Below are 24,729 nucleotides of genomic sequence, written 5' to 3'. Positions count from 1 at the left end.
ATGTTCCCCGATGCTACGGGGCGGCCAGGAATCCGAGCACCAGCTCGTTATATTTGCCCGGCGCTTCCAGAAAGACCAGATGTCCCGTGTTCGGGATCACCTCGGCCCGCCCCTTCGCCATGCCAGCAGCGAGCGCTTTGGCAAGCTCGGCATTCTGCCCCATTTTCGCGCGCAGCGCCTCCGGCGCATTGGCTCGGCCCGGCGCGTTGTGGTCGTCGGCGCCCATCACGAACAGCGTCGGCTGCGTGATCAGGGGAATCTCGTGCGCTACAGGCTCGCGGTAGATCATCTGCGCCGAGCTGACGAAGGCGCGCAGCCATCGCTTATATTCGGCGCTGCCCTTGATGTTGAAGCGCGCGTCGATGAACGGCGTGACCTGTTCAGGCGGCAGTTTCAGCGCGTAATTGGTCTCAAGCTGCTTGCGATAGGCCTCCGCGGTCAACTTGTCCTCGTTTTCCAGAATCTTCTCGGTCGGCGTCGGCGGCACGTAGAGCCGGTAATCTTCGAGCCCGATCGGCGCGGTCAGCACCAGATGCGCAATCCTGTCAGGATAGGCGCGCGCGATCCGCACGCCGAGCATGCCGCCGAGCGAATGCGCGACGATGTCGGCTTTGGCGATGGCGAGATGATCGAGCAGCGCCATCGTGTTGCGCGCCAGCGTATCGAAATGCAAATCGCCCTGCGGCTTCGACGATTTTCCAAAACCGATCTGGTCCGGCACGATCACGCGATAGCCGGCATCGCTCAAGGTCTTGATGACCGGCGCCCAGTAGCTCGATGGAAAATTGCGGCCGTGCAGCAGCACCACGCTGCGTCCGTTCGGCTGCGCCGGCGCAACATCCATATAGGCCATCCGCACCTGCTCGCCGTCGTTCACCAGCGGCAGCAGATGGACGGGGTAGGGATAGGCAAAACCTTCAAGCGCGATGCCGTAGGGCTCGCGCGCCGCGGGTCGTTCGGTTTCTGCTGATGCCGCAGGCGATAACGCAATCAAGGCCAAAGCGGCTGCCAGCGCGATGACGCACATCCTTCGCATCTCAAACACTCCTCTAAGACAGGGGCGTATTGATGCTGACCTCACACGATGTAAAGACTTTCCGTTTCACGTTGGCGAGAGCATTCCACACCGCCGCGCCATCCGGTCTCCCGGCCTGGAGCTTAAGAGCCGGATCGGCCAAACAGGACATGCCCCGATCGCCACATGCGCTCGCAGACGGCGCGCGCGAAATTCGCTCTTTTGTCGGGCTCAGATCCTGTGAAAATGGAGTGGGACAGAATATCCGATATCCGCTTTTTTCCGTCCACCTGCTCCAGCATGAGCGCTTCCGATCTCGATATCGGGATAATGACTTCCCCTTGAGGCGCAGGGCGCGTCAAGACCAATGAGTTGACGTCACCAGCCAAGCGGACGCCGGATCGAATGTGCGGGACATATGACAGAAAATCATCTGTATCGAAACGGGTAAGGAAGCGCGTGCTTTCCGGCTTCCTGACGAAAAAATCGTGCCTGTCGTTCAGCATGGTAAGATTATCGACGACGGCCCACTGCTCCGCGGGCGGGAGCGTCAAAACCCTTTCCAGCATCTCTCCGCTGAGATACCGGTCGGCGCAGTAGAGGGCGTTATCGCTCCAGCCGGAGAAAACCAGCCCAGCCGCTTCGACAAACTTGATGATCTCCGGCACCGAGTAGGCTCTATCTTGCGGGTGAAGCAGCATATCCACGATGCCCGCATCGTCGGCAAGATCATGGGGTAGTTTGCCGGTCGCCGAGATCAGATAATGGTTCGATGGAACAAACTTCAGAAGTTCGCGGGCAATCCTGACGCCCTCGGCGTTTCGACCGGCTCCAAGCCGCCGCAAGATGTCCTGGACCAGATAGACTCCAGCGCGCCCCGTCTTCCCATAAAGCATGATTGCCATGCTTCCGGATGGATCGAGTACATCCGCGAGAGCCTTTAGTCCGGCGTCCGGATTGGGAAGGTGATGAAGGACGCCAGTGCAAATGATCAGGTCAAAGCGGCGGTTCAACTCGCCGACATCCAGAAGGCTCATTTGCCGAAGTTCAAGGTTGGCGAGGCCGTGTCGGTCGCAAAGACGCTTCGAATGAGCGAGGCTGGTCTCGGAAAGGTCGATACCGAGGACAGCACAGTCCGGGTTATTGAGGGCGATCAGAGCCGCTTGGGAGGAACCGCAACCGGCGCATAATATGCGCAGGTCTTGCCGAGGCCGGCCCTCCGGCCACAGCTGAATGCCTGCAAATTTGGGGTCACAGGTCAGCGGTCCCCACTTCTTCAGGAATTTCTCGCCGTCCTCAATTGGCGGCGGATAGCTATACGCTTCGTACTGCTGCCTGACCGCTTCCGTAACCGTGTCTTCCATGACACGACTCTAGATCGGACCCATCCGGCGAGCAATATCCGAAATCACGACAAGGTCGGAGGGGGCTGCATCCGCCTCACTCGGCCTTCAGCGCCGCGCTGAAATCGCCGCCGGTGGCCGTCGAGTGCAGGTGCTTGAGTTCGCCGCGGTCATCGATCGAATAACAGTGGTTGCCGTTGATGCCCTTTTCGTTGCGCTTGCCGCGGAACACGATCAGGCGGCTGTCAGCCCGGCTGATCACGGGCTCGAGCTCATCTGGCACATTACCCCAATTCGAGACGGTGAAGAACTGGGTAATCCGCCCGGTGCGGACATCGAGGAATGTCGGCGCCTGGCATTCGGTGCCGCAGGGCAGGATGACGACGATGAAGCGCCCGCCGGCATTCACCTTGTCGTCTCGCATCGCAGCGCGATAGGTGTGGCTCTGATCACGCCAGAACTCGTGGTCGAGCCGCGGCTTGGCGCGCTTGCCGGTATAGACCTTCACCTTGTGACCGCTGAATTTGGGCAGCTCTTCAGCCGGGGCCGGCAGGGCATAGCACGCGATCAGCATCGCTGTGGCGATGGTTCGAAGCAAACGGTTCATGAAAATCTCGTCGGAAGCGCTGGTCGCCGTTTGGTCGGCGTTGTTCAAGCGTCCCGGCTAGGCCTGCTCGCTTCCGAACAATGCCGCAAATCGCTTTTCGCCGGTGCGGGTGAAGTTCACGACGCGGCTGCCCGGCGCGGGATCGCGCGCCGCCCAGTTCAATTCGGTGAAGCGGTTCATCACCGCGGCTCCCAGCGTGCCGGCGAGGTGATGACGCCGTTCGCTCCAGTCGAGACAGGCCTTGCACACCGGACGCCGCGGATGCGCCAGCGCTTCGGTGTCGATCTGCAGCGCCTCCGCCATGAAGCGTTTGCCTTCGCCGGTGAGTTCGATCGCCTGCTTGGTTTGCCGGACCAGTCTTTGCTTGCGCAGGCTGTCGAGCATCTGCACGCCGAGATCGCCGGCGAGATGGTCGTAACAGATCCGCGCCCGCCGCAGCGCCGGCTCCTTCGGTCCGGTGCGCACGCGGGTATGGCCGGCGCGCTCGGCCAAGCCCGCCAGTCCCTCGAGCACGTGAGCGACGTCAGACCCGGTGAGCCGGTAATAGCGGTGGCGGCCCTGTTTCTCCGGCTCGATCAGCCCGCCGGCCTCGAGCTTGGAGAGATGCGAACTCGCGGTCTGCGGCGTGATACCGGCCTGGTGCGCCAATTCGCTCGCGGTCAGCGCACGGCCGTCCATCAGCGCGGTCAGCATGTTGGCGCGGGCGGGGTCGCCGACGAGAGAGGCGACCATGGCAATGTCGGGGCCTGCTTTCATAGTTCGATGATAGCCGAAGCATTGACGTCGATCAAGCGGGTATTCTCGCGACCGTCATTGCGAGGAGCGCAAGCGACGACTTGTCCGCCGTAGCTTTAGCGAAGGCGGAAGCAATCCATTCCTCCGCTTGCGGCGCTGTGGATTGCTTCGCGGAGCCTGTCATCGGGCGCGCATTCGCGCGACCCGTTGGCTCGCAATGACGAAGAATTCAGCATTGGAGCCCCTCATGACCGTCACCGTCTTCATCCGCTATCAGCTCGATCCCTTCAAACGCGCGCTATTCGAGCAGTACTCGAAAAACTGGCTCACCATCATCCCGAAATGCGGCGGCGATCTCCTCGGCTACTGGATGCCACACGAGGGCACCAACAACATCGCCTTCGCGCTGATCTCGTTCGAGAGTCTCGCGGCCTATGAAAGCTACCGGGCGCGGCTGCGCGCGGACAGCGAGGGCATGGCGAATTTCAATTTCGCCGAGGAGAACCAGTTCATTCTTGCGGAGGAGCGGACATTCCTGCGCAAGGTCGTAGCGTGAGACGTCTGGCGGAATGGGCGTCGCGTTCCTATCTACCCGGCGCCAACAAACAATGAGGGGAGCGACCCATGCTGACATCTGCTGACAAGCGCGCTGCATTCCGGAAACTGCACGAGAGCGGATGCTTCATCATCCCCAATCCCTTTGACGTCGGCAGCGCGAAGGCGCTGCAGCATCTCGGCTTCAAGGCGCTGGCCTCCACCAGCGCCGGCTTTGCATGGACCCTCGGCAAGGCGGACAACCGCGTCACCGTCGACGACGTCTGCGATCATCTCACGGCGATCTGTGCGGCGGTCGATATCCCCGTCAACGCCGACTTCGAGGACGGCTTTGCGCATGAGCCGGACAAGGTCGCCGTCAATGTCGCGCGCGCGGTGAAGACCGGCGTCGCCGGCCTGTCGATCGAGGATTTTACCGGCGATAACGCAAAACCGCTGTTCGACCGCGCGCTTGCCGTCGACCGCATCAGGGCGGCGCGGCAGGCGATCGATGCCGACAACAGCGGCGTCCTGCTCACCGGCCGTTGCGAGGCGTTCCTGCGCGGGCAGAAGGATCTAGAACTCGTGATCGACCGACTCACCGCCTATGCCGAAGCCGGGGCCGATTGCCTCTATGCGCCGGGCATTGCGACGGCGGAAGAAATTTCGGCCGTGGTGAAAGCGGTGCAACCAAAACCCGTCAATCTCCTGGTCGGCACCGGTCCCTCGCTGAAGGAGGCTTCCGCTCTCGGCGTGCGCCGCATCAGCATCGGCGCTTCGCTGGCGCGGATGGCGTGGGCCGGCTTCATGAAGGCGTCAAAGGAGATGGCGGAGAAGGGCACGTTCGGCGAATTCGCCAACGGCTATTCCGGCGGCGACCTCAACAAGATGTTTAGCTAAGGTCAGGTCCTATGCCCGGCCGAAGGCGTTAGGTGACTGTTACTCCCGTAGCGCCATCGATCTTATGGTTGCAGTCAATCGCAGGCCCCCCGTGTCATGCGGCACGGGCGGCTCGGCTCTTGGAGGCTGTTTGAAAATGTCGGTGGCTGATACGCCGGAGCAGAAGACCGCCCATGGCGACATGGATCATGGCTTCTGACACGTCGATGCGGGCCTCGTAGTCGCGGACAAGGCGCCGCCATCGTGTCATCCAGCCGAAGGTCCGCTCGACGACCCCTGTCTTCGTATCGCGCTCAGCTGAGTTCTTGGGCGAGTCCGATGAGAAGCCCTTCAGGCCCACGGATGTAGCACAGCCGATACGCGTCTTTATACTGGACTATTTCGCCTACGAGCTGCGCGCCGCGCGTGCGGAGCCTTTCAAGCGTCTCGTCGATGTCGTCCACGGCGAACATGATGCGGAGGTAGCCTAGTGCGTTGACCGGGGCGTTCCGGTGATCTGCGACGACAGGCGGCCTGAGGAAGCGGGAGAGCTCGAGCCGGCTATGGCCGTCCGGTGTGCGCATCATGGCAATCTCGACATGCTGATCGCCCAGTCCAGTGACACGTCCGGCCCATTCTCCTTCGATCGTGGCCCGCCCTTCGAGCTCGAGGCCGAGTTCGCGAAAGAATTCAATCGTCCCTCCGAGGTCTTCGACGACGATTCCTACGTTGTCCATCCGCTTGAGCGCCATGTTTCCAATCTCCAAGGTGTCGCCTAGTCCTAACACGGACGCTTGAGGTGCCCCCAACGCCCGGCGGCCCTCCGGGTCCGATTCGCTGCTGTCCACATCAGAAGTTTGAATCATGGACGGCCTGAACCGCCACCCCGTTTTCAAGCGGTCTCTTAACGCCTTTCTGGCTTTCGTGCCGAGACCAGGAGCATCATCGGTCGCTCCAGCTCTTCGGCCAGTTCGGGCGCGCGCTCGATCTGTTCGCGCGTCGGGGCGAATTCCTTGACCCGGCGTAACTGGAAGCCCGCATCAATCAGCGCGTTGAGCGTCGTGCCGAGGGTCCGGTGGTACTTCACCACGCCCTTGGCGAACCAGTCCGTGCGTCGCTCGCCCTCGACCGAGTAGCGGTTGACTGGCCAAGTCTTGCGGTCGTCTTCATCGGCCATCCAATGCGGATGCGCCGCAGCCATGAAGATCGGATGCTCGATCGTGAATACCAGATCTCCGCCGGGCACCAGCGCCTTGTGCATCATGCGCGCAAGGCGCGGAAAATCCTCGACATAGTGAAAGGTCAGGGCGCTGTAGACGAGTTCGAAAGCCGCTTCCGGCAGTTCCAGCGTCTCGAGGTCGGCGAGCAGATATTCAATGGTGGGGTCCGTGGTATCGGCCTTGGCGCGTGCGATCATGTTCTGCGACAGATCGAGGCCAAGCACCGAGACCGCGCCCTGCGCGCGCATCCAGCGCGAGGTCCAGCCGAAGCCGCAGCCCAGGTCGGCGACGCGCTTGCCGGTCAGCGCCGGCAGCATGGCCTGGACTGCTGGCCATTCGGGCGCTCCGTCCAGCCCATGCACCTGGCGAGGCAATTGGCTGTAGGCAGCGAAGAAATCGGGATTGTCGTAGATATTCTGTGCCACGTTAATTTCCATAATGAAGATAGAGGCATGCTTCAAAGCTGAAAGGCCTCGTGCGCAAGCAGCGAGGTCAGGTTTGGCGGTTCGCATGTTCAGTGTGCATGGTTGACATCTCGGCACTTCGCCTTGACGCAAAAAAAAGCAGCGGGCTTTTGGCCCGCTGCTCGTTGTTCAAATCGTCACCCGTTACTGCTTGGCGCGATCGACTTCCGTACCCGTCGGGTTCTGCGACGGCGGTGTCGGGCGAGTGGTCGCGGCGCCGGTGGTGGTTCCCGGCTCGGTGTTCGCCTTCGGCGTTACGTCACGCATGCCTGGAGGCGCTGCGGGGTTGGCCGGTTGCGTCTGCGCGGTTTGATTGGGCGGCGTAGTGCCGGCCTGGTTCACGGTGGTGTTGTTCAGGCCATAGAACAACGCGCCGAGCACGACTGCGATCGCGACCGCAAACATCGCGACCTTGGCGCCGCTGGGCGAACCCTCGGCCAGCGCGGGGTCAGGCTGCAACTCATTGTCGAGGCTGTTGAAGCGGGCCTGACGGCGGATTTCTTCATCGCTCAGGCCGGCGCGGTAGGGATCGTTTGGATTGGGTTGCATGAATGAGTTCCTCCGTTAGCATCCCAGCTAAGCGGAAAGACAATGGCTGGCAGGACCGGATGTTCCGCGCCAAGTTGCAACCCTGTAATGTTGGAACCGCTGATTCCCTCAGGTTCCGAACGTGAGGTTTGCCATGTGGAGCCTGCCGCCCGGCGATACCGTTCTGCATCTGTTGACTTACGTCGCGTTGACCGCGCAGGCGATGACCGCAGCACTCGCGGCGGGTAGGCGTAGCATGGACTGGGCCGGCGTATGCATGCTCGGCTGTATTACCGCACTTGGCGGCGGCACCATCCGCGATGTGCTGCTCGGGCAATATCCGCTGGTCTGGGTGCAGAACCCGTCTTACCTGGCGCTGACCGGGATCGCGGCCTTCGGGACCATCCTGATCGCGCGGCAGGTGCATCGGCTCAATGCGGCGTTCCTGGTGCTCGATGCGATCGGGCTCGTGGTCTTCACGATGGCGGGCTGCGATGTCGCCTGGCAGATGAACGCTTCGCTGCCGATCGTGATCGTGTCCGGCATGATCACGGGCTGCGCCGGCGGCGTGCTGCGCGACATTCTCTGCAACGACGTGCCGCTGTTGTTTCGAGCCGAACTCTACGCCAGCGTCTCCGTCGTGACCGGACTGTTCTACGCCACCGCCTTCGGACTCAACCTCAATCCCCCGCTCTGGACGGCGCTGACATTCGTGCTCGGTCTGACGCTGCGTCTGCTCGCCATCCGCTACAAATGGGAAATGCCGAAATTCGTGTTCAATGGGGAGCAGCGGTGAGCTGCTACTTGGGCCGCCGCGCTTTCGCGACCTGGTCCGCCGTCACCAGCGGCGCCGCATTGCCCCAGGCATTGCGGATGTAGTTGGTCACGCTGGCAATCTCCTGATCCGTCATCTTCGCGGCATAGGCCGGCATCGATCCCTTGTTAGGCGCGCGGGGCGTCGTCACGGTCTCGGCGCCGTCGAGGATGATACGCAGCGTGCTCAAGGCGTCGGCGGACTGCAAATTGGCGTTGCCGGGCAGCGGCGGGTAGATCCGCGGCGCGCCCGATCCGTCCTCCTCGTGGCAGGCGATGCAGGCGCCGTTGTAGAGCTTTTCGCCCGCAGCCATTTGCGAAGGCGAGGGCGGGATGACCTTCGGCTCCGGCGCGCCGGCCGGCAGATCTTTCAGGTAAACCGCGATCGCGCGGACATCCGCATCGCTCAGCTTCGAGGTCGAGTTGACCACGACCTCCGACATCAGCTCGCCGGCATGGCTTTTGGCGTTGCGGCCGCTCTGCAGATACTCGGTGATATCTTCCACGCTCCACGACTTCAGGCCGCTGCGCTCGGCAGCATCGAGCCGCGGCGCGAACATGCCCGCCACGCGCCCGCCGCCATAGGCCTGGTCACGCTTGTCCGCGCCAAAGATGTTCTTTGGCGTATGGCAGGCGCCGCAATGAGCGACGCCCTCGACCAGATAGCGGCCGCGATTCCATTCCGCGCTCTTCTGCTGATCGGGCATCAGGATGCCGGGCTTGAAGAACAGCCAGTTCCAGCCGCGCATGACGAAGCGGTAGTTGAACGGAAAGCGCAAGTCCGGCGCGCGGGGCTCGCTGCGCACCGGCGTCAGCGTCGCCAGATAGGCGCGGATCGCAACAATGTCCTGGCGCGTCAGCCTGGTGAAGTTCGGGTAGGGGAACGCCGGGTAATAGCGCGAGCCGTCGCGCGCAACGCCGAACCGTAACGCGCGGTAGAAATCGTCATCGTTCCACGCCCCCAAGCCGGTCTCTCGATCCGGCGTCAGGTTCGGCGAATAGATGCCGCCGAACGGCGTATCGATCCGTTTTCCTCCGGCGAACGGTTTTGTGCGATCGGCGGTATGGCAGCTTGCGCAGTCGCCGGCCTCGGTCAGCGCCTTGCCGCGCGCGATGTCTTCAGCCGTCGGCTCGACCTTGGACTGGGCATGGACGTCGCCGCCCGCGAGCGCAGTGCACAACAGCATGGCAGCGAGAATCGCCCGCATGATCCGACGTCGTCCCTGCACCATCTGGCCTCCTCGGGCGTTATAGCGCGAAAGCGGACAGAGGTGGGGCGTCATGCCATTTCGCGCCGGGGCTTCCGGACGACACAAACCGAAAAGCGCTGGCGTTATTCCCGGCACGAAATTGCGATCTTTGAAACGGCGGCCTGCGGGGCGAGATTTGTGCTGCGCCCACGGAATAATCCGACATAGACTGGTTCTAATGAGATCAGATGACTAGCTAAAAACAGTCGTTCCGAAACAAGGCTCCACCGGCTGGCAAAGAGGGCTGCAATGGGAATCAACCAAGGTCCGATCAGTCTCGACCAGAAATATACGCAAGGCACCGGCCACATTTTCCTGACCGGCATCCAGGCGCTGGTCCGCCTGCCGATGGCGCAGATCCGCCGCGACCGCGCCGCGGGCCTCAACACCGCAGGCTTCATTTCCGGCTACCGCGGCTCGCCGCTCGGCGGCTACGACCAGCAGCTCTTCGCGGCCCGCAAACATCTCGACCAGTACAACATCAAGTTCCAGCCCGGCGTGAACGAGGACCTTGCGGCCACAGCGATCTGGGGCTCGCAGCAGCTCAATCTCTCGCCCGGCGCCAAATATGACGGCGTGGTCGGCATCTGGTACGGCAAGGGCCCCGGCGTCGACCGCTGCGGCGACGTGTTCCGGCATGGCAATACGGCCGGTTCAGCCAAAAACGGCGGCGTGCTCGTCCTCGCCGGCGACGACCATGGCGCGAAATCCTCGACCGTGCCGCATCAGTCCGACCACGCCTTCATCTCCGCGCTGATGCCGTATCTCTATCCCTCCAGCATCCATGAAATGATCGAGATGGGCCTCTTGGGTATCGCGATGTCGCGCTACTCCGGCTGCTGGGTCGGCATGAAGGTGATCACCGAGACGGTGGAAACCACCGCCGAGATCGATCTCACCGACGAGATGACGCCGTTTGCGATCCCGACCGATTTCGAGATGCCGCCGGGCGGTCTCAATCTGCGCTGGCCCGACGACCGCTATGCGCAGGACCTGCGTTTGCAGGACTACAAGGGTTATGCGGCGATCGCCTTTGCGCGCGCCAACAAGATCAACCGCATCACCATGGATTCGCCGAATGCCCGTTACGGCATCATGGCGTCGGGCAAGAGCTACGAGGACATCCGTCAGGCGCTGCGCGAGTTGGGGATCACCGAGGAGGTCGCCGCCAAGATCGGCTTGCGGCTTTACAAGATCGGCATGCCCTGGCCGCTGGAGCCGGAAGGTGTCCGCAATTTCGCCGTCGGCCTCGAGGAAATCTTCATCGTCGAGGAGCGCCGCGAGATCGTCGAGAACCAGGTCAAGCAGGAGCTGTTCAACTGGCGCGACGACGTCCGTCCGCGCATCATCGGCAAGATGGACGACCACGACAAGCGGTTCCTCACCTTCGCCGCCGAGCTTAGCGTAGCCTCTCTTGCGAGCTCGCTTACCGAGCGCCTGCTTCGACTTAACCTCAACCCCGAAATCGCCGCGATGCTCCGCGCCAAGGCCGACTGGTTCAATGGCCGACAGGCGACCCAGATGCAGGCGGTCGCTCCCGTCACCCGGACGCCGTATTTCTGTTCGGGCTGCCCGCACAACTCGTCGACCAAGGTGCCCGAGGGCAGCCGCGCCTTCGCCGGCATCGGCTGCCACTTCATGGCGCTGTGGATGGACCGCAACACCGAGACCTACACCCATATGGGAGGCGAGGGCGTGCCGTGGGTTGGCGTCGCCCCCTTCACCAAGGAAGAGCATGTCTTCGCCAATCTCGGCGACGGCACCTATTTCCACTCCGGCAGCCTCGCGATCCGGCAGGCGATCGCCTCGGGCGCCAACATCACCTACAAGATCCTCTATAACGACGCGACCGCAATGACCGGCGGCCAGCATGTCGACGGCGAATTGTCGCCGCAGCAGATCACCTTCCAGCTTCACGCCGAAGGCATCCGCAATATCTATCTGGTCTCAGAAAATCCAGGTGCCTATCCGGCGTCCGACATTGCGCCCGGCGTCAAGGTTGCGCATCGCGACGAACTCGACTCGGTCCAGAGAACCTGTCGCACGCTGAAGGGTACCTCGGCCATCGTCTTCGTGCAAACCTGCGCCGCCGAAAAGCGCCGCCGCCGCAAGCGTGGGCTGATGGAAGACCCGGCGCGCCGCGTCATGATCAATCCGGCCGTATGTGAAGGCTGCGGCGATTGCTCGGTGCAGTCGAACTGTATCTCGGTCGAGCCGCTGGAAACCGAGATGGGTCGCAAGCGCACCATCAACCAGTCGACCTGTAACAAGGACTATTCCTGCCTCAAGGGCTTTTGCCCGTCCTTCGTCACCATCGACGGCGGCAAGCCGCGCCGCCGCGCGCCGGCAAGCCTTGATGGTGCAGGCCTCGGTGATATCGGCGATCTGCCCGAGCCGGCGTCATTCCCGTCGCTGCAGCGGCCCTACAACATCGCGGTCGGCGGCGTCGGCGGCACCGGCGTCTTGACCATCGGCGCGCTGCTCGGCATGGCCGCGCATATCGAGGGCAAGGCCAGCATGATCCTCGACATGTCCGGCCTGGCGCAAAAGGGCGGGGCGGTGCTGAGCCACGTTCGCCTTTCCGAGCATACCGCCGACGTCACCTGTTCGCGCATCGTCACCGGCACCGCCGATCTCGTGATGGCCGCCGACGAGGTGGTCGCCGCCGCCAAGGACACGATTACGCTTTGCGAAGCCAGCCGCACCGTCGGCGTCATCAACACCCACGTCATTCCGACCGCCGACTTCATCCTCAATCGCGACTTCAATTTCCAGAGCCGCAAGGTCAACCACGTGCTGGAGACCGAGCTGCGCAAGGATTCGTCGTTCTACGATTTCACCAAGCCGGCCGAAACGCTGCTCGGTGATTCCATCGCCACCAACATCATGATGCTGGGCTATGCCTATCAGAAGGGCCTGCTGCCGCTGTCGGCAAAGGCTATCCTGCAGGCGATCGAGGTCAACGGCGTCTCGATCAAGATGAATACGCAGGCCTTCCAACTCGGCCGTCTGGCCGCCGCCGATCCGGCGCGGCTTGAGGCGATGATGAAGGGCCAGGATGAGCCGGTGGCCGCGAAGACGCTCGATGCGATGACGCTGGACGAGGTCATCGCTCACCGCAGCGCGCACCTCGCCGAATACCAAAATGCCGCGCTCGCCGAGCGCTATCGGGCTCTGGTGAAACGGGTGCGCGATGCGGCGACCGACGGCGGCTATGGCGACGCGCTGCCGCGGGCGGTCGCGATCAACTACGCGAAACTGCTCGCCTACAAGGACGAGTACGAAGTCGCGCGGCTGTTCACCGACGGACGCTTCGAAAAGCAGCTCCGCGACCAGTTCGAGGGCGAGTTCAAGTTCAACTTCAATCTCGCGCCGCCCATCCTCGGCGGCGGCAAGGATGCGCTCGGCCGCCCGAAGAAGCGCGCGTTCGGCGCCTGGATGATGCCGGTGTTCCGGACGCTGGCAAAACTGCGCTTCCTGCGCGGCACGCCGTTCGATATCTTCGGCTACTCGGCTGACCGCAAGCTCGAGCGTGAATTGATCGCAGCCTACGAGAAGGATGTCGAAACGGTACTCGGCCTATTGTCGCCGGTGACCCACGACACCGCCGTCGAGCTCCTGTCCTTGCCCGACCGCATCCGCGGCTACGGCCCGGTCAAGGAGAAGGCGGTCCAGGACGCGAAAGCGCGCCACGCGCAACTCGCCGCCGACCTCGCCAACCCGCCTCCCGCGCCGCGCCAGATCGCGGCGGAGTAGGGATCCGTAAGGTGGGCAAAGGCGCACTTGCGTCGTGCCCACCATCCAACACTCCGCGCGCGAATGGTGGTCACGCTTCGCTTTGCCCACCTCTACGATTCATTACCCAATTGAATCAAAAGCTTGTCTCCAGAGCTTCGATGGGGTGTAGTCGCCATCAGCTTGCCACTGCGTTGACGCATTGCCTGCTTCGCACCAGCAACGGGTTAGCAGATGGACCAGCCTCTCGCCGACATCGGCATCATCTCCGCCTATCGCTTCGCGAGCGATGGCTCCGCGACGAAGCTCGACGTCGCCAACCTCGATGCGGAACTCGCCAATCCGCACGGCTGGCTGTGGCTGCATTTCAATCTGTCCAACCGTCGCTGCCACGACTGGCTCGCCAGTGCGCCGCTGTCCGATGTCGCGCGCGAGACCTTGCTCGATGCCGACGAGCATATCCGCCTCGATATCTTCGACGAGGAGATTGCCGGCGTATTGCCCGACCTGCATCAGGAGTTCATGCAGGAGGGCGACGATCTCCTGCGGGTGCACTTTGCGATCTCGTCAAAGCTGATGATCACCGCCCGCGCAAGCCGCTGCGCGCGATCGAGCTGACACGGCGTGCGCTCGATAGCGGCCGCAAGTTTCCCACCCCGGTGTCGCTGTTCGATGCGATCGTCGACCAGTTCGCCGATGTGATCGGACGCTATTCGGCGGGCCTCGGCGACGAGCTCGATATCGTCGAGAATCATGTGCTGCACGACGAGATCGACGATGAGCGATTGCGGCTCGGCCGCGTGCGTTTGCAGGCGATCCGCACGCGGCGGCAGTTGTCGCAGATCCGTGCGCTGTTTCATCGCCTGGAGACACGCGAGGACGTCGAATCCGAAACCCTGCTGTCGGCGATGCGCAAGCTTGCGCAGAAGTTCGACGCGCTCGACTACGAGTTCAGCGCGATCTATGAGCGCGCGCGGCTGCTGCAGGACGAAATCGCCGGCCGCATGACGGCGATCACCAACCGCCGCCTGTTCACGCTGTCGGTCCTGACCGCATGCATGCTGCCCTCGACGCTGGTCACCGGCTTCTTCGGCATGAACACCAAGGACATGCCGTTCCAGACCGGCGATGGCGGTACCTGGTATGCGCTTCTGCTGGTGATCGCCGCGGGAGCACTGACCTGGTGGCTGCTGAGGCGGACCAAGGCGCTGTAGCCGTGCATTCGCGGTGTTAACGGTGGGCACGCTTCGCTTTGCCCACGCTACAAGGCTCAATAAGTTCGGAGGAAAGCGCATTGTGAGCGTCGTGGCAGCCCACCTCTATCGTAATGGCAAGAAACTAAGAGCCGTTTCATTGGACGAACCCATCGATTGCAAGGGCAAGTCCGAGTTCGTCTGGATCGGACTATTCGAGCCTTCGAAACGAGAGCTTGAGCAACTTGAGAAAAACTACGGGCTTCATCCTCTTGCGATCGAGGATGCACTCAAAGCGAATCAAATGCCGAAGGTTGATGTATATGGCGAACAACTGTTCGTAATGACGCGCACCGCTCATCTCGAGCACGATCACATCGCCTACGGCGAAACCGCAATTTTTGCCGGGACGAATTTCATCATTTCGGTTCGGCATGGCTCGGCACGGGCGCATAGCGACCTCCGCGCGCAACTCGAAGCCGCGCCCAGCCTGCTGGGCCAGGGCCCGGACTATGTTCTCCACGCCATCCTCGACTTCATCGTTGATGGCTATCTTCCCGTCGTCGAAACGATCGAGGAACGCGTGCTGGTCATGGAGCAAAGCGCTCTCGACAGCTTCCTCAGCCGCGCAGAGATCAAGCGAATTTTCGGGCTGCGCCAGGAGCTGATCCGTTTTAAGCGGATCATCGGCCCCATGACGGAGGTCTGCGGCCGGCTCGTACATCTTGATACACCATGTCTCGACGCCAACGCCCGTCCATATTTCCAGGACGTCCTGGATCATGTGCGACGCGTCGATGCGATGGTGAACGCCTTGCGAGACGTTCTGACTTCGGTCTTCGAGGTGAGCAATCTCCTGGAGCAGCAGCGTCAGGGCGTCATCACGCGGCAGTTGGCCGCTTGGGCCGCGATACTGGCCGTCCCCACCGCGATCGCCGGGATTTACGGCATGAACTTTGAGAATATGCCCGAGTTGAAGACCCAGTACGGCTATTTTGTCGTCATTGGCACTATTGCCCTGCTTTGCACGGTGCTTTACCTGCGTTTCAAACGCGCTCGATGGCTCTGATGCTAGTTCGCGCGCACCGTTGGCTTTGTTGAGCCGCGTAGGGTGGGGCAAGGTCGCGACGCGCCGTGCCCACCATCTCACACTCCGCTCGTGGCGGTGGGGGGCCTTCGCTCGTTGAACTACGGCGGGCTAGTCGCTTGCCATCCTCTCAACGATGCGGCGTTAACGACAAGACCATCTACTCGTTCAAGCAACGTGCGCAACGACTAGCCTGTTGCTCGCAGTCGATGTATAATCATCCTCATGGGTTGGGATGCGAACGACGTAGCACTGCTCAAGAAACTCTGGGCCGACGGCCACAGTGCCGGTCAGATCGCAAGTCGGCTCGGCCTTAGCCGCAATGCCGTGAGCGCCAAGTTGAAGCGCATGGGCCAGAAGCGCGGTCACAAGCCGCCAACCGCGAGCCCCATGATCGTGTCGGCACCGAAACGAAAGACGGCGCTGTCAGCGGCCTGTGACCGCCCGGCGGACAAGGTCATGTCTCCGCGAAAGCCGGTAGCGACCAAGCCCGCGGCAACGCAGCCGAAGGAATTCACCAAGCGCCAGCTCTACGCCATGCTGGTCGATGCGGTCAGGAATACGGGCTGACGCTTGCCAATTGGCCCGTCGGCGATCAACGGACGCCGGTCTTGCCGCACGGCCCAACCCACCGCAAAACCGGCTTGCGCGAATAAGCGAATTTCACCAGCCGATTCAACGTGATTTGGGTCATCCAGATCGCGCGGCGAAAATATATCGCTTCTCATTTCCCCCAAATCAGCTCCATGTTCGCGCCATCCCGCCTCATGAAGAGGGGCGTACGCGTCGTCACGATACGTGGAGTGCGGGGAGCGATGGACGCGAAAGCGCTCGCGCGCGCGAGGCATTGCAGGGCGGCCTTTACGGCAGTGAGCGATCGATCTCAGCGCAGGACGAGCGGCGCATTTCGCGTACGGCAAAAGCGTGTGGTTCTGGCGCCCGTGGCTGGCGTTAAGCCGGCGGAGGTTTTGCAAGACCCGACCGGGTTTTCAAACCCTTCAATCCGCCGGCGATGGAGGCAAGAGGAATTCGTCTCCAGGGAGAGCGCGCCATAAGCCGTCAAACCATTGCGCAGGGAAGGCCGGATGCTCTCCGCTGGACCTGTATGCTCGTGTGCGCATTTCCTTATGCACATTGCACACGAGACCGCGGGTGCAGCGCGCACCCGGTCTTCCCTGCGCCCTCTCACAACGAGGGCAGGTGACCATGCACAACTCGGGCGCGTCGCGCCGCGAGAACGCGCTGGCATATCCGCCTCGCCGACCTGATACGATTTCTGCAGATAATCATCCCGACTTGAGTCTAGTCGCTACCCTCTCGCCCGGCGGAATATTTCCGCGCTTGCCAAGGTCCGTCCAACAGGCCAGAAAAAACTTTCAGGAAGAAGAAACGCCAACGGAGAACGATTTGACCATCAAAGGCAAAGCCTACATTGCCGGGATCTACGAGCATCCCACCCGGCACGCACCCGATAAATCAACGGCGCAGTTGCATGCCGAGGTCGCCAAGGGCGCGATCGAGGATGCGGGGCTCACCAAGGCCGATATCGACGGGTATTTCTGTGCAGGCGATGCCCCCGGTGGCGCCTGGCCGATGGTTGATTATCTCGGGCTCAAGGTGCGCCACGTCGATTCCACCGAGACCGGCGGCTGTTCCTATTTGATCCATCTCGGCCACGCGGCCGAGGCGATCGCCGCCGGCAAATGCTCGATCGCGCTGGTGACGCTGGCCGGCAAGCCGCGCACCGGTCCGATGCCGCCGCGCGCCGCCGGCGCCGAAGCCGACTTCGAGGCGGCGTACGGGGCCACCACCCACAATGCCTACGGCATGTGTGCCATGCGCCATATGCACGACTATGGCACCACCAGCGAGCAACTTGCCTGGATCAAGGTCGCGGCCTCGCATCATGCCCAGTACAACCCGCACGCGATGCTGAAGGATGTCGTCACGGTCGAGGACGTCATCAACTCGCCGATGATCTCGGACCCGCTGCACCGGATGGATTGCTGCGTCGTCACCGATGGCGGCGGCGCTGTTATCGTGACCACGCCGGAAATCGCGAAAAGCCTGAAGAAGCCGCTGGTGCGGCTGATCGGCCATGGCGAAGCCATGAAGGGACCGCGCGGTGGCAAGGATCTCGACCTGACTTATTCCGCCGGCGTCTGGTCCGGCCCGCGCGCCTTCGAGGAAGCGGGCGTGACGCCGAAGGACATCAAATACGCCTCGATCTACGACAGCTTTACCATCACGGTGCTGATGCAGCTCGAAGACCTCGGCTTCTGCAAGAAGGGCGAGGGCGGCAAGTTCGTCGCCGACGGTAATCTCATCTCCGGCGTCGGCAAGCTGCCGTTCAACACCGATGGCGGCGGCCTCTGCAGCAACCACCCGGTCAACCGCGGCGGCATGACGAAAATCCTCGAGGCCGTCCGGCAATTGCGCGGCGAAGCCCATCCGAAGGTGCAGGTGCCGAATTGCGACCTCGCGATCGCCCACGGTACCGGCGGACTTCTCGGCGTGCGTCACGCCGCCTCAACCTGCATTCTGGAGCGCGTGTGATGGCTGAAGCCAAGAAATATCCGACGCCGGTGACCAATCCCGAGACCGCGCCGTTCTGGGAAGCGGCCAAGGCCGGCAAGTTCCTGATCAAGCGCTGCACCGCCTGCGGCGAGCGGCATTATTTCCCGCGCTCGATCTGCCCGTTCTGCTTCTCCGACAAGACGGAGTGGGAGGAAGCTTCCGGCGAGGCGACGGTCTACACCTACAGCCTGATGCGCAAATCGCCGACCGGTCCCTATGCGATCGCCTATGTCACGCTGAAGGAAGGCCCGTCGCTGCAGACCAACATCGTCGATTGCGATCTGGAGAAGATCAAGATCGGCCAGAAGGTCAAGCTGGTGTGGAAACCAACCGACGGCGCCCCACTGCCGTTCTTCACCGCGGCCTAGTCTTCCTTCCTTCTCCCCTCATTCCGCCGAAGCCTAGGCGAAGGCGGATGTGGGAGAAGGTGGCAGCCAGGCTGCCGGTCCATCTTCCCTTCTCCCCTTGTGGGAGAAGGTGGCGCGAAGCGCCGGATGAGGGGTTCTATCCACGAGACAGATGTGTCCGTGGAGCCAACCCCTCACCCAAGAGAGTTTGTGGCTGCTGCCAGCGATGCCCTCTCCCACAAGGGGAGAGGGCGCAGCAACGGGCACCGCCGAAGAGAAAAAGGTTCGGGAGAGGACGACCGAAATGCCGATCAACTACGAACAGCTCATGGCCCTGAAAAATCTCGGCCAGAAATACGCCTATACCGACCGTGACGTGATGCTCTACGCCTACGGCATCGGGATGGGCGCTGATCCCATGGACGAGAAGGAGCTCGCCTATGTCAACGAAGGCACCTTCACCCCGCGTCCCCTGAAGGTCGTGCCGACTTTCGCCTCGGTGGCAGCCTGGGGCTCGAACCCCGGCGAGATGAACCTCAACCGCGTCATGGTGGTCGATGGCGAGCGCGACATCACCTTCCACAAGCCGCTGCCGAGCGCCGCCAAGATCACGGCCGACTCGACTGTGCTCGACGTCTTCGACAAGGGCAAGGACAAGGGCGCCGTCATCCGGCACCAGACCGTGCTGAAGGATGAGAACGGCGAGAAGCTGGCGACGCTGGTGGCTTCGCGCTTCGCGCGCGGCGACGGTGGCTTTGGCGGCCCGTCCGAAGGCCAGCCCGAACCGCACCAGGTGCCGAACCGCGCCCCCGACCAGGTCGTCGACATCACGACGCGGCCGGACCAGGCGCTGGTCTACCGCCTGTGCGGCGACCGCAATCCGCTGCACAGCGATCCCGAGTTCGCCAAGAAGGCCGGTTTTCCGCGACCGATCCTGCACGGCATGTGCACCTACGGCATCACCTGCCGCGGCGTGCTGCAGACCTATGCCGATTACGACCCGTCCGCCTTCAAGCAGCACGCGGCGCGGTTTTCCTCGCCGGTCTATCCCGGCGAGACCGTGACGATGGAATTGTGGAAGGACGGCAACGTCGTCTCGTTCGAAGCGAAAGTGAAGGCGAGGGGCGTCACCGTGATCAAGAGCGGCAAGACGGTGCTGGGTTAGAAGCGGCGAGGGCAGTGTTCTCCCTCCCCGCTCTTCGCGGGGAGAGGGTCGGGGTGAGGGGCCTATCCGCGAGTCTGGTGTCGCTGGATAAACCTGTATCCCCTCACCCGGATCGCACCGGACGATGCTTCGCATCGCCGAGACGATCCGACCTCTCCCCGCAAGCGGGGCGAGGTAAGCAAGAAAGAAAAACGGGAGAAAAACACCATGGGATTACTCGACGGCAAGGTAGCCATCATCACCGGCGCGGGCGGCGGGCTCGGTGAAGCCTACGCAAAGCTGTTCGCGCGCGAGGGCGCGGCGGTCGTGGTCAACGACCTCGGCGGTCCCCGCGATGGTTCCGGCTCCGACAAGTCGATGGCCCAGCAGGTCGTGGATGCGATCAAGGCCGAGGGCGGCCGCGCCGTCGCCAACGGTTCCGACATCTCGACCATGGCCGGCGGGCAGTCGGTGTTCGACGACGCCATCAAGAATTTCGGCCGCGCCGATATTCTGGTCAACAACGCCGGCATCCTGCTCGACGAGACCTTCGCCAAGGCCAAGGAGGCCAATTGGGACAAGGTGATCAAGGTGCACCTCAAGGGCACCTTCTGCTGCACCCAGCCGGTGTTCAAATGGATGCGCGAGAACGGCGGCGGCGTCATCGTCAACACATCCTCGACCTCGGGCCTGATCGGCAATTTCGGCCAGAGCAACTACGGCGCCGCCAAGGGCGGTATCTGGGGACTGTCGAATGTGCTGGCCATTGAAGGCCGCAAGTACAACATCCGGGTCTGGACGCTGTCTCCGGGCGCGCTGACCCGCATGACCGCTGATCTGCCGCGCTATAAGGAGAACCCGGGCGCCGCGCTCGGCCCTGATGGCATCGCGCCGGCCGTGCTTTACATGGTCAGCGACTTGTCGGGCGACCAGACCGGCAAGGTGCTTGGCGTTTCCGGCCCCCGTGGGGTCCGCGAGATGCGGATGATGGAAATGGAAGGCTGGACGCCGCCGTTTACGGGGTGGAAGGCCGAGGATATCGTGACCCACGCCAAGGAAATCTTCTTCTCCGAGGAAGATATCAAGAAGTCGGCGCGGCGATTCAAATAGCTGTCATTCCGGGGCTCGCGAGGCGTGGGCCCGGAATCCATGCTACCACGGGCGAAAGGGTTCCGGTTTCGCGCTGGCGCGCGCCCCCGGAACGACGAAAGAGGATAGACGCACGAATGACCAAACTCACCGCCCAGGCCGCCGGCACCTTCGCAATTGCGCCGACCCCGTTCCACGATGACGGCCGCATCGACGAAAAATCCATCGATCGCCTGACCGACTTCTACGCCGAAGTCGGCTGTGACGGCGTCACCGTGCTCGGCATTCTCGGCGAGGCGCCCAAGCTCGATGCGGCCGAAGCCGAGCAGGTGGCGGTTCGCTTCGTCAAGCGCGCCAAGAACATGCAGATCATCGTCGGCGTCTCGGCGCCGGGCTTTGCCTCGATGCGCTCGCTGGCCAAGGCGTCGATGGATGCCGGCGCCGCCGGCGTCATGATCGCGCCGCCGCCGCATTTGCGCACCGACGACCAGATCACGGGCTATTTCAAGCAGGCGCAGGAAGCGATCGGCGACGAGATTCCCTGGGTGCTGCAGGACTATCCGCTGACGCTCAACGTGATCTTCACGCCCGCCGTGATCCGCAAGATCGTGATGGATTCGCCGTCCTGCGTGATGCTCAAACACGAGGACTGGCCGGGCCTGGAGAAAATCACCACGCTGCGCAATTTCCAGAAGGACGGCTCGCTGCGGCCGCTGTCGATCCTGGTCGGCAATGGCGGGCTGTTCCTCGATTTCGAAATGGAGCGCGGCGCCGATGGCGCCATGACCGGTTACGCTTTCCCCGAATTGTTGATCGACGTCGTCAAGCTGTCGAAGGCCGGCAAGCGCGATGCTGCGCACGACCTGTTCGACGCGCATCTGCCGCTGATCCGCTACGAGCAGCAGCCCGGCGCCGGCCTGTCGGTACGCAAATACGTGCTGCAGAAGCGCGGCATCATTTCGTCCAGCGCCCAGCGCAAGCCCGGGGCGACGATCACGGCGACCGCAAAGGCCGAGGTCGATTATCTGTTGTCGCGGGTCGCGCGCGTCGATCGCCGCGCCAACCTGCAACCGCAATCCAGCGCGGCGGGCTAGTCACATGGCCGAAGGCGTCGCCCCGCGTCCTGCATCCACCATCCTGCTGCTGCGCGACAGCGCTGACGCCAGGGAGATCGAGGTCTTCATGATGGTCCGCCATTATGAGATCGACTTCAATTCCGGCGCGCTGGTGTTTCCCGGCGGCAGCGTCGACAAGGGCGATAAGGAGATCATCGCGCGGCCCGAACTCTATTCGGGCGGCGAGGGGCTCGACGATGCCACGCTGAGCTTCCGCATCGCCGCGATCCGCGAAACTTTTGAGGAGAGCGGCATCCTGCTGACGCGGCCAAAAGGTTCCAGGACGCTGGTCGACGCCAAGCGCGCCAGCGAAATCGAGGCGGCGCATCGCGCCGACCTCTGCGACAGCAAGATCAGCTTCCTGAAGGTGCTCAGCGACAACGGCATGGTGCTGGCGCTCGACGAACTGATGCCGTACGCGCACTGGATTACGCCGGAGGGCATGCCAAAACGGTTCGACACCTGGTTCTTCCTCGCCGCCGCGCCGCCCGAACAGGTCGGCGCCCATGACGGCAAGGAATCCACCGACTCGATCTGGGTCTCGCCGCGCGAGGCGCTGGAGGGCGGGGAGAGCGGACGTTTCAAGCTGCCGTTCCCGACCACGCGCAACCTGATCAAGCTCGGCAAGCAAGCCAGCGTGCAGGCCGCGCTCGACGACTCCAGGGGCAAATCCGTCGTCACCGTGACGCCGGTGATGACCAGGAATAATGGCGGCCGCCAGCTTCGGATTCCCCTCGAAGCCGGCTATGACGGCGAGGTGTTCGAGGTCGGCTCGGTCGGATAGCACAGTTCGACGGGTAACGAAGTATCTCTGTATGCAAGCGCGGTAGATTCTGCTTCGAAGGCAATCATAATGGGCCGGCGAAGCATGGCAGAAGTACATCCGCGACCTGCGGGCATGACGACCGAACTGGCGCTGCTGCTGACGTTGGCGACGCTGTGGGGTGCCTCGTACACCTTCATCCGGATCGGCGTGGCGACGATTCCGCCGATCACCCTGATCGCGTGCCGCACGCTGATTGCCGGATTGCTGCTGCTGGCGATCATGCGCTGGCGCGGCGTGAGCATGCCGGTTGATGCCGCGACCTGGCGACGCTTCCTGTTTCAGGCCTGCCTCAACAGCGTCATCCCGTGGATCATGGTCGCTTGGGGCGCGCAGGCGTTGGACGCGGGGGTGGCAACCATCCTCAATTCCACTGCGCCGATATTCACGTTTTTCCTGACGCTCGCCATCACGCGCCATGAGGCCGTGACGTCCCGGAAGCTGTTTGGCGTCGTCGCCGGGATGGCCGGCATCTGCCTGATTGTCGGCGTGCAGGCGCTGTCCGGCTTCGGTCAGGAACTGACAGCCCAGATCGTGATGGTGCTGGCCGCCGTCTGCTACACGGGCGCGGCGATCCTCGGCCGCGGCTTCAATGGTCTCGACCCGATTGTGCCTGCGGCGGGCTCGCTGGACGCTGCAGCCGTCGATCAGCTCGATACTGGCGCTGGTCGCGCTCGCGGTGTTTTCGACGGCGCTCGCCTTCGTGATCTATTTCCGCCTGATCCGCACCCTGGGCTCGGTCGGCACCACCGCGCAGGCCTATCTGCGGGTGCCGATCGGTGTCGCGGTGGGCGTGATCTTCCTCGGCGAGCAGTTGAGCTCGACGGTTTGGATCGGGCTTGCCTGTGTCGTCGTCGGCGTCGCCGCGATGACGATCCCGGCGCGGAAGCGGTCCGCCGCGGCCGCGTGAACCCCGTTCAGGCGAGGAAGGCGTCGACCAGGGCTTGGTCCTGGTCGTAGACCCAGCATTCTGAAAGCAGGCCGTCGCGCACGGTGTACACCAGCAAGCGCTCGACCTCGGCTGTCTTGCCGTCGCGCTCAAAGCACTCGCGGACCAGCAGCGCGCCGCGCTCGGGTCCGGCCATGACGTCGACGATGGCGAGCAGCCGGCGATTGGTGCGCCTGGTGACCTCGGCCAGGATGGCGAGCGCGGCGGCCTTCCCGCTGTGATCGCCGGCGAGGGGGTGGCGACCGAAATAATGCAGCGTAAAGTCGTCATGATAGCAGGCGGCAAGCGCTGCACGATCGCCGGCGAGCCAGGCGCTCGCGTAGCGGCCGAGAGCCCGCCGGTTGCGCTCGACCGCAGCTTCGGGCTCGATTGCAGGACGGCTATTTGCCATCGTTGTCCATCTCGTTGACCGTTGTGATCCGCAATGATTGCACCGGCCGAACCTTCGGGGCTTTCAAGAACTGGCTATGGGCGAGACGGCGGCAGCGATATTGATCGGGTGGGGCGCCCGCGTGCTGTACCTGGGCCCGGCCTTCGGGCTGACGCCACACCGGAACGCGACCGCCGTCCTTGCCGTCGGCCTCGACGGGCCGCTGCAAGTCGCTGACGATCCGAGCGATTGCACGACACGTTATCGCACAGCCCGCAGCGTGCTGATCCTGCCTAACAGCCTGCACCATTTGCGCATCGAACGGGGCCGGATGGCATTCCTCTATGTCGATCCGTTCGGACGCGATCTCAGGGCGCTGATCCCGCGGATGACGGACGCGACGCCGAGCGCAGCCTTCGATCTGCGGGAAGAACCCGCCGTGATCGAGGTCCTGATGGGGCTGGCCGAAAACCGGATCGCGGCACCGGAGGGGCGCGCATCCCTCGGTGGGCTATTGGGGATCGGCGGGCAGGCTAGTCCCGACGCGCGAATTGCTGCAGCGCTGCGGCACATGCGGGACGAGCCGCACCGCGCGCACCGGTTGACCAGCCTTGCGGCCCGCGCCGGCCTGTCGCCGTCACGCTTCCTGCATTTGTTCAAGGCGGAGACCGGGGTGCCGCTGCGGCGCTACCGCATCTGGAACCGGATGGGGGCCGCGGTCCGCGCCAGCGGCGAGGGGGCATCCCTGACAGAGGCCGCCCACGCGGCCGGCTTCGCGAGCTCGGCACATTTCTCGAGCGCATTTCGCGACATGTTCGGCCTGATGCCCTCGGACCTGGCGAAGGCCCTGAAGCCGGGGCCGGGCTGATCCGGGCGATTCGGCTCATATACCGTCATTAAACCACCCGCCGG

Annotated in this window: 22 protein-coding genes and 3 pseudogenes; 15 read left to right on the top strand and 10 right to left on the bottom strand. The window is 63.2% G+C overall.

Annotated elements, in window-relative coordinates:
* Positions 1-13 precede the first annotated feature (13 nt).
* From ACH79_RS36640 to ACH79_RS36625, 4 genes are all read right to left on the bottom strand, one after another.
* On the bottom strand, positions 14-1,027 hold the full coding sequence (locus ACH79_RS36640; RefSeq protein ID WP_161856750.1) for an alpha/beta fold hydrolase: 1,014 nt from the start codon (positions 1,025-1,027) through the stop codon (positions 14-16).
* 131 nt (positions 1,028-1,158) lie between these two features.
* A complete protein-coding gene (locus tag ACH79_RS36635) occupies positions 1,159-2,379 on the bottom strand; it encodes a bifunctional 2-polyprenyl-6-hydroxyphenol methylase/3-demethylubiquinol 3-O-methyltransferase UbiG (RefSeq protein ID WP_161855268.1) in 1,221 nt (406 codons plus the stop codon).
* A 76-nt stretch (positions 2,380-2,455) separates the two neighbouring features.
* A complete protein-coding gene (locus ACH79_RS36630; RefSeq protein ID WP_161855267.1) occupies positions 2,456-2,965 on the bottom strand; it encodes a hypothetical protein in 510 nt (169 codons plus the stop codon).
* Positions 2,966-3,022: 57 nt separating this feature from the next.
* A complete protein-coding gene (locus ACH79_RS36625; RefSeq protein WP_161855266.1) occupies positions 3,023-3,721 on the bottom strand; it encodes a helix-turn-helix transcriptional regulator in 699 nt (232 codons plus the stop codon).
* 226 nt (positions 3,722-3,947) lie between these two features.
* Here ACH79_RS36625 and ACH79_RS36620 point away from each other — a divergent pair, with 226 nt between their 5' ends.
* Both ACH79_RS36620 and ACH79_RS36615 read left to right on the top strand, forming a co-directional pair.
* Positions 3,948-4,256 carry an NIPSNAP family protein gene (locus tag ACH79_RS36620; protein WP_161855265.1) on the top strand — a complete coding sequence of 103 codons (309 nt, stop codon included), beginning with the start codon at positions 3,948-3,950 and terminating at the stop codon, positions 4,254-4,256.
* Between the two features lie 68 nt (positions 4,257-4,324).
* Entirely contained in the window at positions 4,325-5,134 is an 810-nt protein-coding gene (locus tag ACH79_RS36615; protein ID WP_161855264.1) for an oxaloacetate decarboxylase, read from the top strand.
* Between the two features lie 94 nt (positions 5,135-5,228).
* On the opposite strand, the pseudogene ACH79_RS36610 reads toward ACH79_RS36615, so the two are convergent.
* The 4 genes and pseudogenes from ACH79_RS36610 to ACH79_RS36595 form a co-directional block, all read right to left on the bottom strand.
* Positions 5,229-5,408: pseudogene (locus ACH79_RS36610) on the bottom strand (hypothetical protein); the annotation flags it as partial.
* Between the two features lie 19 nt (positions 5,409-5,427).
* Positions 5,428-5,865 carry a VOC family protein gene (locus ACH79_RS36605; RefSeq protein ID WP_161855263.1) on the bottom strand — a complete coding sequence of 146 codons (438 nt, stop codon included), beginning with the start codon at positions 5,863-5,865 and terminating at the stop codon, positions 5,428-5,430.
* 152 nt (positions 5,866-6,017) lie between these two features.
* Positions 6,018-6,758 carry a bifunctional 2-polyprenyl-6-hydroxyphenol methylase/3-demethylubiquinol 3-O-methyltransferase UbiG gene (locus tag ACH79_RS36600; protein WP_161855262.1) on the bottom strand — a complete coding sequence of 247 codons (741 nt, stop codon included), beginning with the start codon at positions 6,756-6,758 and terminating at the stop codon, positions 6,018-6,020.
* 183 nt (positions 6,759-6,941) lie between these two features.
* Complete coding sequence (locus ACH79_RS36595) at positions 6,942-7,346, bottom strand: hypothetical protein (protein WP_161855261.1); 405 nt, start codon at positions 7,344-7,346, stop codon at positions 6,942-6,944.
* 133 nt (positions 7,347-7,479) lie between these two features.
* Here ACH79_RS36595 and ACH79_RS36590 point away from each other — a divergent pair, with 133 nt between their 5' ends.
* A complete protein-coding gene (locus ACH79_RS36590) occupies positions 7,480-8,121 on the top strand; it encodes a trimeric intracellular cation channel family protein (protein WP_161855260.1) in 642 nt (213 codons plus the stop codon).
* Positions 8,122-8,125: 4 nt separating this feature from the next.
* Here the strand turns inward: ACH79_RS36590 and ACH79_RS36585 are convergent, their stop codons facing one another.
* The gene (locus ACH79_RS36585; protein WP_161856749.1) at positions 8,126-9,346 is read right to left on the bottom strand and encodes a cytochrome c; all 1,221 of its coding nucleotides are present in this window, start codon (positions 9,344-9,346) and stop codon (positions 8,126-8,128) included.
* A 291-nt stretch (positions 9,347-9,637) separates the two neighbouring features.
* Between ACH79_RS36585 and ACH79_RS36580 the strand changes: the two genes are divergently transcribed.
* The 11 genes and pseudogenes from ACH79_RS36580 (at position 9,638) to ACH79_RS36530 (ending at position 23,408) form a co-directional block, all read left to right on the top strand.
* Complete coding sequence (locus ACH79_RS36580) at positions 9,638-13,144, top strand: indolepyruvate ferredoxin oxidoreductase family protein (RefSeq protein ID WP_161855259.1); 3,507 nt, start codon at positions 9,638-9,640, stop codon at positions 13,142-13,144.
* Positions 13,145-13,357: 213 nt separating this feature from the next.
* Positions 13,358-14,337, top strand: a pseudogene (locus ACH79_RS45270) (CorA family divalent cation transporter).
* Positions 14,338-14,419: 82 nt separating this feature from the next.
* Entirely contained in the window at positions 14,420-15,385 is a 966-nt protein-coding gene (locus ACH79_RS36570; RefSeq protein WP_161855257.1) for a magnesium and cobalt transport protein CorA, read from the top strand.
* Between the two features lie 243 nt (positions 15,386-15,628).
* Positions 15,629-15,973: a GcrA family cell cycle regulator gene (locus ACH79_RS36565; RefSeq protein WP_161855256.1), complete on the top strand. Its 345-nt coding sequence runs from the start codon at positions 15,629-15,631 to the stop codon at positions 15,971-15,973.
* An 837-nt stretch (positions 15,974-16,810) separates the two neighbouring features.
* Positions 16,811-17,959 (top strand): thiolase domain-containing protein, encoded by a 1,149-nt coding sequence (locus ACH79_RS36560; RefSeq protein WP_161855255.1) that lies wholly within the window; start codon positions 16,811-16,813, stop codon positions 17,957-17,959.
* Positions 17,959-18,348, top strand: coding sequence for a Zn-ribbon domain-containing OB-fold protein (locus tag ACH79_RS36555; protein WP_161855254.1), 390 nt, complete (start codon positions 17,959-17,961; stop codon positions 18,346-18,348). The genes ACH79_RS36560 and ACH79_RS36555 overlap by 1 nt, the downstream gene beginning before the upstream one ends.
* A 283-nt stretch (positions 18,349-18,631) precedes the next feature.
* A complete protein-coding gene (locus ACH79_RS36550; protein WP_161855253.1) occupies positions 18,632-19,492 on the top strand; it encodes a MaoC/PaaZ C-terminal domain-containing protein in 861 nt (286 codons plus the stop codon).
* A 207-nt stretch (positions 19,493-19,699) separates the two neighbouring features.
* Positions 19,700-20,581, top strand: coding sequence for an SDR family oxidoreductase (locus tag ACH79_RS36545; RefSeq protein WP_161855252.1), 882 nt, complete (start codon positions 19,700-19,702; stop codon positions 20,579-20,581).
* Between the two features lie 116 nt (positions 20,582-20,697).
* Complete coding sequence (locus ACH79_RS36540) at positions 20,698-21,654, top strand: dihydrodipicolinate synthase family protein (protein WP_161855251.1); 957 nt, start codon at positions 20,698-20,700, stop codon at positions 21,652-21,654.
* Positions 21,655-21,658: 4 nt separating this feature from the next.
* Complete coding sequence (locus tag ACH79_RS36535) at positions 21,659-22,459, top strand: NUDIX hydrolase (RefSeq protein ID WP_161855250.1); 801 nt, start codon at positions 21,659-21,661, stop codon at positions 22,457-22,459.
* Between the two features lie 69 nt (positions 22,460-22,528).
* Positions 22,529-23,408, top strand: a pseudogene (locus tag ACH79_RS36530) (DMT family transporter).
* A 7-nt stretch (positions 23,409-23,415) separates the two neighbouring features.
* On the opposite strand, the gene ACH79_RS36525 reads toward ACH79_RS36530, so the two are convergent.
* Complete coding sequence (locus ACH79_RS36525; RefSeq protein ID WP_161855249.1) at positions 23,416-23,838, bottom strand: nuclear transport factor 2 family protein; 423 nt, start codon at positions 23,836-23,838, stop codon at positions 23,416-23,418.
* A gap of 76 nt (positions 23,839-23,914) precedes the next feature.
* On the opposite strand from ACH79_RS36525, the gene ACH79_RS36520 reads away from it, so the two are divergent.
* Entirely contained in the window at positions 23,915-24,685 is a 771-nt protein-coding gene (locus ACH79_RS36520; protein WP_161855248.1) for an AraC family transcriptional regulator, read from the top strand.
* Positions 24,686-24,729 lie beyond the last annotated feature (44 nt).

Source organism: Bradyrhizobium sp. CCBAU 051011 (genome assembly GCF_009930815.1).
In the GTDB taxonomy this organism is placed as follows: domain Bacteria; phylum Pseudomonadota; class Alphaproteobacteria; order Rhizobiales; family Xanthobacteraceae; genus Bradyrhizobium.
The sequence above is the reverse complement of the archived record's forward strand: the minus strand, read 5'-3'. Positions and strand labels throughout refer to the sequence as shown.